Source organism: Streptomyces sp. MUSC 14 (assembly GCF_001866675.1).
Lineage (GTDB): Bacteria > Actinomycetota > Actinomycetes > Streptomycetales > Streptomycetaceae > Streptomyces.
In genome coordinates this window covers 168,405-184,112 of the sequence record NZ_MLYN01000035.1, presented here as the reverse complement: position 1 = coordinate 184,112, position 15,708 = coordinate 168,405, and the positions used below count along the sequence as shown (strand labels likewise).

Annotated in this window: 16 protein-coding genes and 1 pseudogene; 12 read left to right on the top strand and 5 right to left on the bottom strand. The window is 71.0% G+C overall.

All coding sequences use genetic code 11. The features are described 5' to 3' along the window. Positions 1-77 precede the first annotated feature (77 nt). Positions 78-374 carry a DUF4193 domain-containing protein gene (locus BIV25_RS22725; protein WP_071374226.1) on the top strand — a complete coding sequence of 99 codons (297 nt, stop codon included), beginning with the start codon at positions 78-80 and terminating at the stop codon, positions 372-374. A gap of 13 nt (positions 375-387) precedes the next feature. Beyond that, positions 388-1,293, top strand: coding sequence for a hypothetical protein (locus BIV25_RS22720; RefSeq protein ID WP_177235380.1), 906 nt, complete (start codon positions 388-390; stop codon positions 1,291-1,293). Here BIV25_RS22720 and BIV25_RS22715 read toward each other — a convergent pair. Beyond that, positions 1,290-1,769, bottom strand: a complete 480-nt coding sequence (locus tag BIV25_RS22715) for a DUF3093 domain-containing protein (protein WP_071374225.1) — start codon at positions 1,767-1,769, stop codon at positions 1,290-1,292. The genes BIV25_RS22720 and BIV25_RS22715 overlap by 4 nt on opposite strands. A gap of 58 nt (positions 1,770-1,827) precedes the next feature. Between BIV25_RS22715 and BIV25_RS22710 the strand changes: the two genes are divergently transcribed. From BIV25_RS22710 to BIV25_RS22680, 7 genes are all read left to right on the top strand, one after another. Further along, positions 1,828-2,412 carry a PaaI family thioesterase gene (locus tag BIV25_RS22710; RefSeq protein ID WP_071374224.1) on the top strand — a complete coding sequence of 195 codons (585 nt, stop codon included), beginning with the start codon at positions 1,828-1,830 and terminating at the stop codon, positions 2,410-2,412. Beyond that, complete coding sequence (gene dut / locus BIV25_RS22705) at positions 2,409-2,960, top strand: dUTP diphosphatase (RefSeq protein ID WP_071374223.1); 552 nt, start codon at positions 2,409-2,411, stop codon at positions 2,958-2,960. The genes BIV25_RS22710 and dut overlap by 4 nt, the downstream gene beginning before the upstream one ends. A 1-nt stretch (position 2,961) precedes the next feature. Beyond that, the gene (locus tag BIV25_RS22700) at positions 2,962-3,720 is read left to right on the top strand and encodes a DUF3710 domain-containing protein (RefSeq protein WP_071374222.1); all 759 of its coding nucleotides are present in this window, start codon (positions 2,962-2,964) and stop codon (positions 3,718-3,720) included. Positions 3,721-3,912: 192 nt separating this feature from the next. After that, on the top strand, positions 3,913-6,468 hold the full coding sequence (locus tag BIV25_RS22695; RefSeq protein WP_071374221.1) for a sensor histidine kinase KdpD: 2,556 nt from the start codon (positions 3,913-3,915) through the stop codon (positions 6,466-6,468). Then, positions 6,465-7,151: a response regulator gene (locus BIV25_RS22690; protein ID WP_071374220.1), complete on the top strand. Its 687-nt coding sequence runs from the start codon at positions 6,465-6,467 to the stop codon at positions 7,149-7,151. The genes BIV25_RS22695 and BIV25_RS22690 overlap by 4 nt, the downstream gene beginning before the upstream one ends. Before the next feature lie 58 nt (positions 7,152-7,209). Further along, positions 7,210-7,608, top strand: a complete 399-nt coding sequence (locus BIV25_RS22685) for an OB-fold nucleic acid binding domain-containing protein (protein WP_079173464.1) — start codon at positions 7,210-7,212, stop codon at positions 7,606-7,608. A gap of 3 nt (positions 7,609-7,611) precedes the next feature. Further along, positions 7,612-8,382 carry a DUF3159 domain-containing protein gene (locus tag BIV25_RS22680; RefSeq protein WP_071374218.1) on the top strand — a complete coding sequence of 257 codons (771 nt, stop codon included), beginning with the start codon at positions 7,612-7,614 and terminating at the stop codon, positions 8,380-8,382. An 87-nt stretch (positions 8,383-8,469) separates the two neighbouring features. Here the strand turns inward: BIV25_RS22680 and BIV25_RS22675 are convergent, their stop codons facing one another. The 3 genes from BIV25_RS22675 to BIV25_RS53075 form a co-directional block, all read right to left on the bottom strand. Then, a complete protein-coding gene (locus BIV25_RS22675) occupies positions 8,470-9,141 on the bottom strand; it encodes a TrkA family potassium uptake protein (RefSeq protein WP_071374217.1) in 672 nt (223 codons plus the stop codon). Beyond that, positions 9,141-9,812: a TrkA family potassium uptake protein gene (locus BIV25_RS22670; protein ID WP_071374216.1), complete on the bottom strand. Its 672-nt coding sequence runs from the start codon at positions 9,810-9,812 to the stop codon at positions 9,141-9,143. Before BIV25_RS22670 ends, BIV25_RS22675 begins: the two co-directional genes overlap by 1 nt. Before the next feature lie 221 nt (positions 9,813-10,033). Continuing rightward, positions 10,034-10,162, bottom strand: a complete 129-nt coding sequence (locus BIV25_RS53075) for a hypothetical protein (protein WP_256256021.1) — start codon at positions 10,160-10,162, stop codon at positions 10,034-10,036. A 161-nt stretch (positions 10,163-10,323) separates the two neighbouring features. Between BIV25_RS53075 and BIV25_RS22665 the strand changes: the two genes are divergently transcribed. The 3 genes and pseudogenes from BIV25_RS22665 to BIV25_RS47445 all read left to right on the top strand — a co-directional run. Further along, positions 10,324-12,399, top strand: a complete 2,076-nt coding sequence (locus BIV25_RS22665) for an APC family permease (RefSeq protein WP_071374215.1) — start codon at positions 10,324-10,326, stop codon at positions 12,397-12,399. 132 nt (positions 12,400-12,531) lie between these two features. Beyond that, complete coding sequence (locus tag BIV25_RS22660; RefSeq protein WP_071374214.1) at positions 12,532-13,863, top strand: class I SAM-dependent RNA methyltransferase; 1,332 nt, start codon at positions 12,532-12,534, stop codon at positions 13,861-13,863. Between the two features lie 310 nt (positions 13,864-14,173). Further along, a pseudogene (locus BIV25_RS47445) lies at positions 14,174-14,739 on the top strand (transposase family protein); the annotation flags it as partial. A 307-nt stretch (positions 14,740-15,046) separates the two neighbouring features. Here BIV25_RS47445 and BIV25_RS22655 read toward each other — a convergent pair. Next, positions 15,047-15,682, bottom strand: coding sequence for a thioesterase II family protein (locus BIV25_RS22655; protein ID WP_177235379.1), 636 nt, complete (start codon positions 15,680-15,682; stop codon positions 15,047-15,049). Between the last annotated feature and the right edge of the window lie 26 nt (positions 15,683-15,708).

Genomic DNA, 15,708 nt, shown 5'->3' with positions numbered 1-15,708 from the left:
CAGGTCGGGCACAAGTCCGGCCTCTCACGCGTTACGTGCGCTGGAGACACCGCAGACACCCAGAGGGGGAGAGCGATATGGCAACCGATTACGACACTCCACGCAAGACCGACGACGATGTCGACTCCGACAGCCTTGAAGAGCTGAAGGCCCGGCGGAACGACAAGACCTCCTCCACGGTGGACGTCGACGAGTTCGAGGCCGCCGAGGGCCTCGAGCTGCCCGGCGCCGACCTTTCGAACGAGGAACTGGCCGTCCGGGTCCTGCCGAAGCAGCAGGACGAGTTCACCTGCATGAGCTGCTTCCTGGTGCACCACCGCAGCCAGCTGGCCCGCGAGAAGAACGGTCAGCCGATCTGCCGCGACTGCGACTGAGGACGGGTCGGCCATGACTGGCTCGACCCCTCCCCGGAAGCGCCGCTTCCCGCTGCGGAAAGCGGACTCAGGGCCGTTCGACGGCCCGCACGGCGCGCGTGAAGAGGAGCGGGGCTCATCCGGCAGGGGGGCCTCGCTCGCACCGGTGGACGACCGGGTCGACCACCCGGCACCGGTGCGGCGGAAGCCCGCGCCCGTCGCCCGACGGGCCGCGGTGATGCGTGACAAGGCCCGGGACCTGGCCCGGGAAGGGGTCCGTAAGGGCGGCAGGGGCGCTCGCGCGGGGCTGGCGTACCTCGCGGACCGGATCATCGAGATCGCCCCTCGTGTCCCCGTACGCGACCTCGCGTCCCTGCGCAGGCAGTTCCCCGGTCTCGGGCCCGAGGAGCTCGCCGACAAACTGGTGGCGGGAGCGGCGGCCGGGACCTCGACGGTCGGAGCCGGGGTCGGAGCGGCGGCGATGCTGCCGGTGCCGCCCGCCATGCCGACCGAACTGGCCGCGGAGATCACCGGGGTCGCCGCGATCGAGCTGAAGCTCGTCGCCGAGCTCCACGAGGTCTACGGCGTACGCCCGCCGGGCGGCCTCAAGACCCGGAGCACCGCGTATCTGTCCTCCTGGTCGGGGGAGCGCGGGATCGACGTGCTGAAGCCGTCGACGTACGACGCGGCCCTGAGCGGCCACATGAAGCGCGAGCTCCGCCAGCAGATCATGAAGCGCGTGGTGCGCGACCTGCCCAACCTGATGCCGTTCATGGTGGGCGCGGCGGTCGGCGCGGCCATGAACCGCCGGGACACCAGAAAGCTCGCCGCCCGCATCCGCACCGACCTGCGCAAGATCCAGGTGCCCTGGGACGAGCTGCCGGAACTGCCTCCTCTGGAGGAGCCGGCGAAGCCCCTGAAAGGCCTCGAAGAGCTCTAGGCGTCCGAGCCCTGGGCGTGCGCCGCCCGTGCCGCCTCGATCGCCGCGGCCAGTTGCTCCGGCTCCCGCGTGGACAGGTACAGGTACGGCGTCGGGTCAGCGGGGTCGGTGACCTCCACCCGCAGCGCCCCCGGGATGTAGGCGCGCAGCAGCAGGAACGCGCGCGTGTCGGCCTTGTACGTCCGCCAGGCGCGGGCCTCCTCCGCGTCCAGCACCTCCGACGTGCCCAGTGCCGACACCGGGATCTTCGCCTCGCCCGCGATCAGCGAGTCACCCACCACACGGATGCGCGGGGAGCCGTACGCGCTGGCGACCACCGCCGCCGCGGCCGTACCGCCGACCAGGCCGCCGAGCAGCGGAAGCGTGCCGAACGGAAGCAGGATGAGAGCGAACGAGACGCCCACCAGGAAGCTGATGAACCACCACGAGCGGGGGGCGGTGAGGCGTTCTTCGTACGGGGTGGCGGAGAGCTGCATGAGGCCAAGCTTGGCACGGGATCCTGGGGTGACGGGCGGGCGGGTAAGGTCTGCGCCTGTGAGTGGTAGTTCCGCAAGCCTTCAGCCTCCTGCCGACGCCTCGAAACCGGTACGGCACCCCGACGCGCCCGCGCCCGGGGAACTCCTCGGTGCCCACTACGAACACTGTTTCGGTTGTGGCCCCGGACAGCCGCACGGACTGCACCTGGAGGCACGCGCCGGTGAAGGCGTCTCGCTGACCGCCGAGTTCACCGTCCAGCCCGCCCACCAGGGCGCCCCGGGCCTCGCGCACGGCGGCGTGCTGGCCACGGCCCTGGACGAGACCCTCGGCTCGCTGAACTGGCTGCTGCGCACCATCGCCGTCACCGGCCGGCTGGAGACCGACTTCGCCCGGCCCGTCCCGGTGGGCACCACGCTGCACCTCGCGGCCGAGGTCACCGCCGTCGCCGGGCGGAAGATCTACTCCAGGGCCGTCGGGCGCATCGGCGGCCCCGACGGGCCCGCCGCCGTCCGCGCCGAGGCTCTCTTCATCGAGGTGAAGGTCGACCACTTCGTCGATCACGGCCGCCAGGAGGAGATCCAGGCCGCCATGAACGACCCGGACCAGATCCGGCGCGCCCGCGCCTTCGAGGTGAACCCGTGAGCCCCAGCCCCCTCGACGTCCTGCTCCGGCGCGTCGACCCCGACGTACCGCTTCCGGCGTACGAGCACCCTGGCGATGCCGGGGCCGATCTGCGCACCACCGAGCGTTGCGAGCTGAAGCCCGGCGAGCGGGCCGTGCTGCCCACGGGAGTGTCGATCGCCCTCCCGGAGGGGTACGCGGCCTTCGTGCACCCGCGATCCGGCCTCGCCGCCCGCTGCGGTGTCGCCCTCGTGAATGCCCCGGGGACGGTTGATGCCGGGTACCGTGGGGAGATCAAGGTGATCGTGGTGAATCTCGACCCGCGCGAGTCCGTGCGGTTCGAGCGCTTCGACCGGATTGCCCAACTGGTCGTCCAGCAGGTCGAGAGGGTCCGCTTCCACGAGGTGGCGGAACTTCCCGGCTCGGCGCGGGCCGAAGGGGGCTTCGGGTCCACCGGTGGCCATGCCGCGGTGGGCGGCGAGAGCGGCACAAGCGGTCGGGCCGCCCTGGGCGGTCCGACGGGTGGGAATCGATACGCTTCGGTCGTATCCGACCGGGAAGGACAGTGACGTGTTCGGACGTCGCAAGAAGAAGGGCGCCGCCGAGGACGCGGCCGGCGAGGCCGAGCAGGTCGTCGACAGCGTCGACACCGAGGCGGACGAGAACGAGGAGCCGGCCGAGCGCGTTCGGCTGGAGCCCGGGCCCCGGCCCGAGGGGCCCTGGGACAGCGAAGAGGTGAGCGACCCGGGCGAGGGCCGCGTGGACCTCGGCGGGATGTTCATCCCGGGCGTCGACGGCATGGAACTGCGGGTCGAGGTCGCCGGTGACGCGATCGTCGCCGCGACCGTCGTGCTGCGCGACAGCGCCGTCCAGCTCCAGGCCTTCGCCGCGCCCAAGCGCGAGGGCATCTGGGGCGAGGTCCGCGAGGAGATCGGGGCCGGCATCACCCAGCAGGGTGGCATCGTCGACGAGGTCGAGGGCCCCCTCGGCTGGGAGCTGCGGGCCCAGGTGCCGGTGCAGCTGCCCGACGGCACCGGCGGCTTCCAGGTCGTCCGGTTCGTCGGCGTGGACGGCCCGCGCTGGTTCCTGCGCGGTGTGATCTCCGGCCAGGGCGCCGTGCAGCCGCAGGCCGCCGGGCTGCTGGAGCAGATCTTCCGCGACACGGTCGTGGTGCGCGGCGAGGGCCCGATGGCGCCCCGCGACCCGATCGTCCTCAAGCTGCCCAACGACGCGCAGATGGTCCCCGAGGGCGTGCAGCAGGACGAGTCCCGCTTCTCGGGCGGCGTCGACCAGCTGCAGCGGGGGCCGGAGATCACCGAGGTCCGTTGACCGCCGAAGTTTTCGTACGGGCCGTGCCTCGGAAAGGCGCGGCCCGTTTTCACGGGGTCGCGCCGTACGCCGCGTCTCCCATCAGAATTGCGTCAAAGACCCCCCTTGACCGGGCCCTTGTCCCCTTTGTCCGCATCGTTGGCCGTAAGGTCGACGCTGCGTAGGCAGCAGTCACCGGAAGACAATGGAGCCATGGCACGCGGCAAACTTCGGATCTACCTCGGCGCGGCACCGGGTGTGGGCAAGACCTACGCCATGCTGTCCGAGGCACACCGCCGTGTGGAGCGTGGCACCGACTGCGTCGTCGCCTTCGTGGAACACCACGAGCGGCCGCGCACCGAGGTGATGCTGCACGGGCTGGAGCAGATCCCGCGCAAGAGGCTGGAGTACCGGGACAGCGTCTTCGGCGAGATGGACGTCGACGCCGTGCTGCGCCGGGCGCCCGCCGTCGCCCTGGTGGACGAACTCGCCCACACCAATGTCCCCGGCTCGCGCAACGCCAAGCGCTGGCAGGACGTCGAGGAACTGCTCGCCGCCGGGATCGACGTGATCTCGACCGTCAACATCCAGCACCTGGAATCACTCGGCGACGTGGTCGAATCGATCACCGGGGTGCGCCAGCGCGAGACCGTCCCCGACGAGGTGGTCCGCCGGGCCGACCAGATCGAGCTGGTCGACATGTCCCCGCAGGCCCTGCGCCGCCGGATGGCCCACGGCAACATCTACCAGCCCGACAAGGTCGACGCGGCCCTGTCCAACTACTTCCGCCCGGGCAACCTCACCGCCCTGCGCGAGCTGGCGCTGCTCTGGGTGGCCGACCGGGTCGACGAGTACCTCAACGCCTACCGCAGCGAGCACCGGGTCTCCAGGATCTGGGGCTCGCGCGAGCGGATCGTGGTCGGCCTGACCGGCGGCCCCGAGGGGCGCACCCTGATACGCCGCGCCGCCCGGCTCGCCGAGAAGGGCGCGGGCGGCGAGGTGCTGGCCGTCTACATAGCCCGCAGCGACGGGCTGACCTCGGGCTCCCCGAAGGAGCTGGCCGTCCAGCGCACCCTCGTGGAGGACCTGGGCGGCACCTTCCACCATGTGATCGGCGACGACATACCCGCCGCCCTGCTCGACTTCGCACGCGGCGTCAACGCCACCCAGATCGTCCTCGGCTCCTCGCGCCGCAAGGCCTGGCAGTACGTCTTCGGGCCCGGCGTCGGCGCCACGGTCGCCCGGGAGTCCGGCCCCGACCTGGACGTCCACATCGTCACCCACGAAGAGGTCGCCAAGGGCCGCGGACTGCCCGTCGCCCGGGGCGCCCGGCTCGGGCGGGCCCGGATCGTCTCGGGCTGGCTCGCCGGACTCGGCGGCCCGGCCGCGCTCGCGGTGCTGCTGAACAGCGTCGACGTCGGCCTCGCCAACGACATGCTGCTCTTCCTGGGTGTCACGGTCGCGGCGGCCCTGCTCGGCGGCCTGCTGCCCGCCCTGGCCTCGGTGGCCTTCGGCTCGCTGCTGCTGAACTACTTCTACACACCTCCGCTGCACAAGTGGACCATCGCCGACCCCAAGAACATCGTCGCCATAGTGATCTTCCTGTGCGTCGCGGTGTCGGTGGCCTCGGTGGTGGACCTCGCCGCCCGGCGCACCCACCAGGCCGCCCGACTGCGCGCCGAGTCGGAGATCCTCTCCTTCCTCGCCGGGAACGTGCTGCGCGGCGAGACCAGCCTGGAGGAACTGCTGGAGCGGGTCCGGGAGACCTTCGCGATGGAGTCCGCCGCGCTGCTGGAGCGCGCGGGCGACGTCGAGCCGTGGACCTGCGCCGGCCGCGCCGGATTCGGGCGCCCGCTGCAGCGGCCCGAGGACGCCGACGTCGACATGCCCGTCGGCGACCACATGGCGCTCGCGCTGACCGGCCGGGTGCTGCCCGCCGAGGACCGGCGCGTGCTCGCCGCCTTCGCCGCGCAGGCCGCGGTCGCCCTGGACCGCCGGCGCCTCCAGGAGGAGGCCGACCAGGCGCGTGCGCTCGCCGAGGGCAACCGCATCCGCACCGCCCTGCTCGCCGCCGTCAGCCACGACCTGCGCACCCCGCTCGCCGGCATCAAGGCCGCCGTCTCCTCGCTGCGCTCGGACGACGTGGCCTGGTCCGAGGAGGACCGGGCGGAGCTGCTGGAGGGCATCGAGGAGGGCGCCGACCGCCTCGACCACCTGGTCGGCAACCTGCTGGACATGTCCCGCCTGCAGACCGGCACGGTGACCCCGATCATCCGCGAGATCGACGTGGACGAGGTGGTCCCGATGGCCCTGGTCGGCGTGGACGAGGACAGCGTCGAGCTGGAGGTCCCCGAGACGCTGCCCATGGTCGCGGTCGACCCCGGGCTGCTGGAGCGGTCCGTGGCCAACCTGGTCGAGAACGCCGTCAAGTACAGCCCGCGAGGCCGGCGGGTGCTCGTCTCCGCGAGCGCCATAGCCGACCGCGTCGAGGTCCGCGTGGTGGACCGCGGACCGGGTGTGCCGGACGAGGCGAAGGACCGGATATTCGAGCCCTTCCAGCGCTACGGCGACGCCCCGCGCGGCGCCGGCGTCGGGCTCGGTCTCGCCGTCGCCCGGGGCTTCGCGGAGGCCATGGGCGGCACCCTCGTCGCCGAGGACACGCCGGGCGGGGGACTCACCATGGTCCTCAGCCTCCGCGCGGCAGGATCACGTCCAGGGGCCCTCCCGACGGGCCAGGACCTCGCAGAACCAGAAAGGCAGACCCTATGACCCGGGTGCTCGTGGTCGACGACGAGCCGCAGATCGTGCGCGCCCTCGTGATCAACCTCAAGGCACGCAAGTACGAGGTCGACGCGGCTCCCGACGGCCGCACCGCCCTCGAACTCGCCGCCTCCCGCCACCCCGACGTCGTCGTGCTCGACCTGGGCCTGCCCGACATGGACGGCGTCGAGGTGATCAAGGGCCTGCGCGGCTGGACCCGCGTGCCCATCCTGGTGCTGTCCGCCCGCCACTCCTCCGACGAGAAGGTCGAGGCCCTCGACGCCGGCGCCGACGACTACGTCACCAAGCCCTTCGGCATGGACGAGCTGCTGGCCAGGCTGCGCGCCTCCGTGCGCCGGGCCGAGCCGGTCGGGCCCGGCGAGGAGGACCTGACGACCGTGGAGACCGACGGCTTCACCGTCGACCTGGCCGCCAAGAAGGTCAACCGCGCGGGCAAGGACGTCCGGCTCACCCCGACCGAGTGGCACCTGCTGGAGGTGCTGGTCCGCAACACCGGCCGCCTCGTCAGCCAGCGGCAGCTGCTCCAGGAGGTGTGGGGGCCGTCGTACGGCACCGAGACCAACTACCTGCGCGTCTACATGGCCCAGCTGCGCCGCAAGCTGGAGACGGACCCCTCGCACCCGCGGCACTTCATCACCGAGCCCGGGATGGGATACCGGTTCGAGAAGTGAGCCGGTCGCGGTGGGCGGGGCTACGGCGGTGTCGGTGCGCCCCGGTACGCTTTCAGGTATGAGTGCTGTTCCCCGTTCCGAAAAGCCGGCAGGCCGGTTCCGGCGCATGCTCGACCGGCTGTCCTCGTCGCAGGAGGACCTGGAGTCCGAGGAACTGCGGGAAGACGCCCAGACCGCCGGCTGCACCAGAATCGGCGACTGCCAGGACCGGCAGATCGTCACCGTAACTGGTACCTTGCGCACGGTCACCCTGCGTCCGCGCGCCGGAGTCCCGGCCCTGGAGGCCGAACTGTTCGACGGCTCCGCGGCGCTGGACGTGGTGTGGCTCGGCAGGCGTTCCATCGTGGGCATAGAACCGGGGCGCAAGCTGATCGCATCGGGCCGGATCTCGATGAGCCGGGGCCGCCGGGTGCTGTTCAACCCGAAATACGAACTGCGACCCCTCGGACGGGAGTAGCCGGTGACGTCCCTCGACAAGCCGACCGAAGACACCGGTCAGGCGCAGACCGACGACGCCCGGGCGGTGACCGAGGCAGCGCTGTTCGAGGCGTTCGGCGGGGTCCGCGGCATGGTCGAGACGGTCGTGCCCGGCCTGCTCTTCGTCGCGATCTTCACGATCGACAAGAACCTGCACGTGTCGGCGATCGCCGCGCTGATCGTCTCCCTGGTCCTGGTCGTGGTCCGGCTGGCCATGAAGGACACCGTCAAGCACGCCTTCAGCGGTGTGTTCGGCGTGGCCTTCGGTGTGGTCTTCGCGATGTTCACCGGCAACGCCAAGGACTTCTACCTCCCCGGCATGCTCTACACGCTGGGCCTGGCGCTGGCGTACATCATCACGACCCTCGCCGGCGTGCCCCTGCTCGGCCTCATCCTGGGCCCGGTCTTCAAGGAGAACCTCTCCTGGCGCACCCGCAACCCCGGCCGCAAGACGGCCTACGCGAAGGCCAGTTGGGCCTGGGGCCTGATCCTGCTCGCCAAGTGCGCGATCCTCTTCCCGCTGTACTGGTGGTCGGACACCACCAAGCTCGGCTGGATCCTGGTCGCCCTGAAGATCCCGCCCTTCCTGCTGGCGGTCTGGCTCACCTGGGTCTTCCTCGTGAAGGCCCCCGCGCCGATCGACGTGTTCGCGGAGATGGAGGCGGAGGAGCAGGCGGAGAAGGAGCGCAAGGCCGCACTGGCCGCCGAGGGCGGCGGCGAGCAGACGGGCGGACGTCACCGCCGGGACGCGTAGCCGGCGGTCGTACCCAGCGCTCGCGCGCAGTGGTCGTACGACGAAGAAGGGCGCCCTTGGCAGCAAGGGCGCCCTTCTCCTGTGGGGTCAGCTCTCCTCGCGCCGCACCGACAGCAGTTCCTCCAGCTGCTCCTCCCGGGCCTGCGCGGCCACGAAGAGCAGTTCGTCGCCCGCCTCCAGGGAGTCCTCCCTGGACGGGGTCAGGACCCGGGTGCCGCGGATGATCGTGACCAGCGAGGTGTCCTCGGGCCACTGGACGTCGCCCACCTGGGTGCCGGCCAGGGCCGACTCCTCGGGCAGGGTCAGCTCGACGAGGTTGGCGTCGCCGTGGCTGAAGCGGAGCAGCCGGACCAGGTCGCCGACGCTCACCGCCTCCTCGACCAGGGCGGACATCAGACGCGGCGTGGAGACGGCCACGTCCACGCCCCAGGCCTCGGTGAACAGCCACTCGTTCTTGGGATTGTTGACGCGGGCGACGACGCGCGGGACGCCGTACTCCGTCTTGGCGAGCAGCGAGACCACCAGGTTGACCTTGTCGTCGCCGGTCGCGGCGATGACGACGTTGCAGCGCTGGAGCGCCGCCTCGTCCAGGGACGTGATCTCACAGGCGTCGGCCAGCAGCCACTCCGCCTGCGGCACCCGCTCCACCGAGATGGCGGTCGGGGCCTTGTCGACGAGCAGGACCTCGTGGCCGTTCTCCAGCAGCTCGCCCGCGATCGAGCGGCCGACGGCGCCGGCTCCGGCAATGGCGACCCTCATCAGTGACCGCCCTCCTCTTCCGGACCCTGGGCGAAGGCGGCTTCGACCTTGGCCACCTCGTCCGTCCGCATCATCACGTGCACGAGGTCGCCCTCCTGCAGCACCGTCTGCGAGGTCGGCAGGATCGCCTCGCCCAGGCGGGTCAGGAACGCCACCCGGACGCCCGTCTCCTCCTGGAGCTTGCTGATCTTGTGGCCGACCCACGTCGCCGACGCGTGCACCTCGGCGAGCTGCACACCGCCGGTGGGATCGCGCCACAGCGGCTCGGCGCCCGACGGCAGCAGCCGGCGCAGCATCTGGTCGGCGGTCCAGCGCACCGTGGCCACGGTGGGGATGCCCAGGCGCTGGTAGACCTCCGCGCGGCGGGGGTCGTAGATGCGGGCGGCCACGTTCTCGACGCCGAACATCTCGCGGGCCACGCGCGCGGAGATGATGTTGGAGTTGTCACCGCTGGAGACGGCGGCGAAGGCGCCGGCCTCCTCGATACCCGCCTCGCGCAGGGTGTCCTGGTCGAAGCCGACGCCGGTGACCCGGCGGCCCCCGAACCCGGGGCCCAGACGACGGAAGGCGGTGGGGTCCTGATCGATCACTGCGACCGTGTGGCCCTGTTGCTCCAGGGTCTGGGCGAGAGCGGAACCTACTCTTCCGCAGCCCATGATGACGATGTGCACGACCGTCCTTCCGGTGTCCAAAAGTTACTGCTCAGCCTCAGGGTCTCAGACCGACGCCCAAAGCTACACAGCGGCGCCGAGGGGTTGGCTACCCCCGTGCGGCCGGCAGGGCCGTGTACGGCATGTGTACGGGGTGATGATCAAGCGCGTACAGAGCGTTGATCATGGGTGTGCATGGTGTTGATCATGTGTGGACTGAGTGTTGATCACATGTACACGCGTCAGCGCTCCGCGTCGGCGACCACCTGACGGGGACGCCGTCGAGTGATGCTGCGCACGCTGCACAGGGTCAGGATTCCGACGCCGACCAGGGCGAGTGTCGCCCCGATCAGCTCCGCGACGGCGGGCATGGAACCTCCGAAGTGCGATGACAGGCGGGGTTTGCCATCTAGGCACGGGGAGCGCGCGGACCACGGAATCCGCAGTCGCGCGCTCCCGTGATTTCACTCGTGAGGCAGATCGATGACGCCGGGTGGGCGGCAGCCAGTTCGAACCCTTACGATCCTCTGTCGTGTCCAAACTGACCGACGTGCCCAAACGGATCCTGATCGGGCGCGCACTGCGCAGTGACCGGCTGGGCGAAACGCTCCTGCCGAAGCGCATCGCACTCCCCGTCTTCGCCTCCGACCCGCTTTCCTCCGTCGCCTACGCGCCGGGCGAGGTGCTGCTGGTCCTGTCCATCGCGGGCGTGTCGGCGTACCACTTCAGCCCCTGGATCGCCGTCGCGGTCGTCGTGCTGATGTTCACGGTGGTCGCCTCCTACCGGCAGAACGTCCACGCCTACCCGAGCGGCGGCGGCGACTACGAGGTCGCCACCACCAACCTCGGCCCCAAGGCCGGCCTGACCGTCGCCAGCGCCCTGCTCGTCGATTACGTCCTCACCGTCGCCGTCTCCATCGCCTCCGGCATCGAGAACCTCGGCTCCGCGGTCCCGTTCGTCGTCCAGCACAAGGTGCTGTGCGCGGTCGCCGTGATCGTGCTGCTGACGCTGATGAACCTGCGCGGCGTCAAGGAGTCCGGCAAGCTCTTCGCGATCCCGACGTACGTGTTCGTCGGCGGCGTCTTCATCATGATCGCCTGGGGCGCCTTCCGCGGCCTGGCCCTCGGCGACACCATGCGCGCCCCCACTGCCGACTACCACATCAAGGCCGAACACCAGGGACTGGCCGGCTTCGCGCTCGTCTTCCTGCTGCTGCGCGCCTTCTCCTCCGGCTGTGCCGCGCTCACCGGCGTGGAGGCCATCTCCAACGGCGTCCCGGCCTTCCGCAAGCCCAAGTCGAAGAACGCGGCGACCACGCTCGCCATGATGGGCCTGCTGGCCGTCACCATGTTCTGCGGCATCATCGCCCTCGCCATGACGACCAAGGTCCACATGGCGGAGAACCCGGCGACCGACCTGCTGCACAACGGCGTCGGCCTCGGCTCCGGCTACGTCCAGAACCCGGTGATCTCCCAGGTCGCCGAGGCGGTCTTCGGCAAGGGCAGCTTCCTGTTCGTCGTACTGGCGGCGGCGACGGCGCTGGTCCTCTTCCTCGCGGCGAACACGGCGTACAACGGCTTCCCGCTGCTCGGCTCGATCCTCGCCCAGGACCGCTACCTCCCGCGCCAGCTGCACACCCGGGGCGACCGCCTCGCCTTCTCGAACGGCATCGTGCTGCTCGCGGGCGCGGCGAGCCTGCTGACGATCATCTACGGCGCGGACTCCACACGGCTGATCCAGCTCTACATCGTCGGCGTGTTCGTCTCCTTCACGCTCAGCCAGACCGGCATGGTGCGGCACTGGAACCGCCACCTGGCGACCGAGACGGACGACGCCAAGCGCCGCCACATGATGCGCTCCCGCGCGATCAACGCCTTCGGTGCCTTCTTCACCGGCCTGGTGCTCGTCGTCGTCCTCGTCACCAAGTTCACGCACGGCGCCTGGGTCGCCCTCATGGGCATGTGCATCTTCTACGCGACGATGACCGCGATCCGCCGGCACTACGACCGCGTGGCCGAGGAGATCGCCGCCCCCGAGAGCCCTGCCGACGACGACGACCTGGCCCGCCCGTCGCGGGTGCGCTCGGTGGTGCTCATCTCGAAGATCCACCGTCCCACGCTGCGCGCCCTGGCCTACGCCAAGCTGATGCGCTCGGACACCCTGGAGGCGCTCACGGTCAACGTCGACGCGGCGGAGACCAAGGCCCTGCGCGAGGAGTGGGAGCGGCGCGGCATCGACGTACCGCTGAAGGTCCTGGACTCGCCGTACCGCGAGGTCACGCGCCCGGTGATCGAGTACGTGAAGAGCCTGCGCGCGGAGTCGCCGCGGGACGCGGTGTCGGTGATCATCCCGGAGTACGTGGTCGGTCACTGGTACGAGCACCTGCTGCACAACCAGAGCGCCCTGCGTCTGAAGGGCCGCCTGCTCTTCACGCCCGGCGTGATGGTCACCTCCGTCCCGTACCAGCTGGCGTCCTCCGAGGCGGCCAAGCTGCGCGCCCGCAGGCGCCAGGAGTGGAGCGCGCCGGGCGCCGTGCGGCGAGGGCCGGCGGCGGAGCGGGCCAAGGCGGCTCCGGCGGCGAAGGAGTCCCCGGCGGCCAAGGACTGAGGCGTCGGCGGCGCCGACGGCGTCGGTGCGACCGCGGACCGGCGGGGAGCTGCGAGGCCGTAGACTGGTGGGCTGTTGTCCGGCCCACCTGTTTGCGGCCGCTTCCCCTTCTGGATCTGGAGTCACCCCGCCATGCAGGCAGAACCGACGAAGTCTCTGGTGGGCGAGGAGTACGAGGTCGAGATCGGCCCCGTCGCCCACGGCGGCCACTGCATCGCCCGCACGGCCGAGGGCCAGGTGCTGTTCGTCCGGCACGCGCTGCCCGGCGAGCGGGTGCTGGCCCGGGTGACGGAGGGCGAGGAGGGCGCGCGCTTCCTGCGCGCGGACGCCGTCGACATCCTGGAGCCCTCCAAGGACCGCATCGAGGCGCCCTGCCCCTTCGCCGGTCCCGGCCGCTGCGGCGGCTGCGACTGGCAGCACGCCAAGCCGGGCGCCCAGCGCCGGCTCAAGGGCGAGGTGATCGCCGAGCAGCTCCAGCGGCTCGCGGGCCTCACGCCCGAGGAGGCCGGCTGGGACGGCACGGTGATGCCGGCGGAGGGCGACAAGCTGCCCGCGGGCGAGGTCCCGCAGTGGCGCACCCGCGTCCAGTACGCCGTGGACCCCGTGACGGGACAGGCGGGCCTGCGCCGCCACCGCTCGCACGAGGTCGAGCACGTCGACCACTGCATGATCGCGGCGGCCGGGGTGTCCGAGCTGGGCATCGAGCGGCGGGACTGGACCGGCATGGAGTCGGTCGAGGCGATCGCGGCGACGGGCTCCCAGGACCGCCAGGTCATCCTGACCCCGCGCCCGGGTGCCCGCCTCCCCCTGGTCGAACTGGACAAGCCGGTCTCGGTCCTGCGCGTCGACGAGAAATCGGGCGGCGTGCACCGCGTCCACGGCCGCCCCTTCGTCCGCGAACGCGCGGACGGCCGCACCCACCGCGTCGGGAACGGCGGCTTCTGGCAGGTCCACCCGAAGGCGGCCGACACCCTGGTGACGGCGGTCATGCAGGGCCTGCTGCCCCGCAAGGGCGAGACGGCCCTGGACCTCTACTGCGGGGTGGGCCTGTTCGCGGGGGCACTGGCCGACCGCCTCGGCGAGAAGGGCGCGGTCCTCGGCATCGAGTCCGGCAAGCGGGCGGTCGAGGACGCCCGCCACAACCTCGCCGACTTCCCCCGGGTCCGCGTCGAACAGGGCAAGGTCGAATCGGTCCTCCCGCGCACGGGCATCACCGAGGTCGACCTGATCGTCCTCGACCCCCCGCGCGCCGGCGCGGGCCGCACCACGGTCTCCCACCTCGCCTCCCTCGGCGCCCGCCGCATCGCCTACGTCGCCTGCGATCCCGCTGCGCTCGCCCGCGACCTGGGGTACTTCCGCGAGGGCGGGTACCGGGTGCGGACGCTGCGGGCTTTCGATCTGTTTCCGATGACGCATCATGTGGAGTGCGTGGCGATTCTTGAACCGGCCGGGAAGGGCTCCTGACCTGTGGTTTTGCGCGTGCGCATGATGTGCGGCGCGGGCGTTACGGGCGATGTCCTGACGCTGAAACGGCGCTCGTGACGCTCGATTGACGTTCGTTTTGGTGGAGTGTCAGCCGTAATGCCGGGCAGGTCGGACCTTGCCAAGGTGGCAAGTCCGATGGGGGCGACATGGGCAGGCGGCGCTGAGTGCAGACTGACTGAGCCCTGCTGGCCAGATGTTCCGGAAGGGCGCAGGCGGCCCTGTGACCTGCGGCGTCAGGTGGCTGCGAGGTGCTGACCTGAGCATTTGGTCCTGCGTCTGTTTCAAGCCCGTGCCCGTTGATGCGGCGCGAAGTGCCAGAAAAGTCCCAGGGGACTCCCACCGCCGACGGGAACGTCGCCGCGTGATCGGTACCCGTTGGCGACGCCTGAGTGCCGGCCGCCAAACCCTGCTCACGCTCGCCCACCTTCGCAACGGGCAGACCTACGCCCAGCTCGCGGCCGGGTCCGGCATCGGCACCACAACTGCCTACCGCTACATCACCGAGGCCGCTGTCGATCGACCGCATAGCTGCCGACCAGCCCTTCTACTCTGGAAAACACCAGAAGCACGGCATGAACGTGCAAGTCGTGGCTGATCCGCCCGGCCGCCCGCTGTGGGCATCACCGGCTCTGCCCGGTGCGGTCCACGACGTCCGCGCGGCCCGCGAACACGGCATCGTCCACGTCCTCGCTGTGGCAGGCGTCCCATGCTGGGCGGACAAGGCATACCGCGGTGCCGGGGCACCGTCGGAACTCCCAACCGGGGCAGGCGGGAGACGCTTTCGCAGGCCAACAAGCAGTCAGCCAATCCCACGCAAAGATCCGCGCCCGCGCCGAGCAGGCCGTCCTCGCCCTGCCGCGGCCGTGCGCCCGCTTCAGCGGCACACCGGCCGGCGCGAGGACTACGCCGAGACCCGTGCCGCGATCGCCTCACCGGTCTCGGATCGCTCTGCTCTCGGGCAACCCGCCGCAGGCCGAGCACTGAACTGATGCTCGCCCGACAGGCGGCCTGCTGATCAACTACCAGCCGCCCTGCCGGACCAGCACGACCCGACTTCTCACGGTGATCAAACCTGCCTCGACGTGAACTGACCTGCCGTGAAATGCCCTGCTCCAGCTGCACATCCACCACCACCGGACAGTCACGCGACGGGCCGCCGTCCTCAGCCGGCATACTCCAGGGCCTGCCGGAGGGCGTCAGCGACGGTGTGCCGGTTCTCCGGCGCGAGCAGCGCGAAGTGCCCGCCACGCAGGTCGAGGACCCGGCACTCCGCCGTCGTGCGCTCTGCCCACTCCGCCATCTGCTCCCGGGGAGCCAGTGGATCGTCCTGCGCCGCGAGCACGAACAGGGGCACCCGCGTCCGCAACGACGCGTCGGCTGCCGAGGCTTCCCTGCCCAGGGCCACGTCAGCGGAGAGTGCCTTGGTCACCGCCCGGAGAAGCACCGGATTCTCCATCACCTCCGGTGTGGTCCCGCCACCCGCGAGCAGCACCTCATGCAGCTGCTCCGTTGTCTGGGCCTCCAGGACCGCACGGCAGCCCCGCGGCACCTGCCCACCGATCACCAACGCCTTGCACCCGGCGCCCAGGACACCGGCGACATGGAAGGCGAGCAGCGCGCCCGGACTGTGTCCGAACAGCGCGGTCTGGACACCCGGCCGCGCCAGTTCCCGGTGCGCGCTCGCCAGCACATCGTCGAGGGTGCAGCCTGACGGTTCCAGGAAACACCGCTCCCGGCCGGGCAGCGCGAGCCCCAGAATCTCCACATCGCTGGGGACGGACTCAAGCGCGGCGCCCACGCGCCGGGCCCTGGCGCAGAGTGTGG

What these genes read in the sequence shown, in the direction of transcription:
- BIV25_RS22675 (WP_071374217.1), bottom strand. Translation starts at nt 9,141, where the DNA reads ATGAGGGTCGCCATTGCCGGAGCCGGCGCCGTCGGCCGCTCGATCGCG.
- BIV25_RS22725 (WP_071374226.1), top strand. Translation starts at nt 78, where the DNA reads ATGGCAACCGATTACGACACTCCACGCAAGACCGACGACGATGTCGAC.
- BIV25_RS22715 (WP_071374225.1), bottom strand. Translation starts at nt 1,769, where the DNA reads ATGCAGCTCTCCGCCACCCCGTACGAAGAACGCCTCACCGCCCCCCGC.
- BIV25_RS22685 (WP_079173464.1), top strand. Translation starts at nt 7,210, where the DNA reads ATGAGTGCTGTTCCCCGTTCCGAAAAGCCGGCAGGCCGGTTCCGGCGC.
- BIV25_RS22695 (WP_071374221.1), top strand. Translation starts at nt 3,913, where the DNA reads ATGGCACGCGGCAAACTTCGGATCTACCTCGGCGCGGCACCGGGTGTG.
- BIV25_RS53075 (WP_256256021.1), bottom strand. Translation starts at nt 10,162, where the DNA reads ATGCCCGCCGTCGCGGAGCTGATCGGGGCGACACTCGCCCTGGTCGGC.
- BIV25_RS22690 (WP_071374220.1), top strand. Translation starts at nt 6,465, where the DNA reads ATGACCCGGGTGCTCGTGGTCGACGACGAGCCGCAGATCGTGCGCGCC.
- BIV25_RS22660 (WP_071374214.1), top strand. Translation starts at nt 12,532, where the DNA reads ATGCAGGCAGAACCGACGAAGTCTCTGGTGGGCGAGGAGTACGAGGTC.
- BIV25_RS22720 (WP_177235380.1), top strand. Translation starts at nt 388, where the DNA reads ATGACTGGCTCGACCCCTCCCCGGAAGCGCCGCTTCCCGCTGCGGAAA.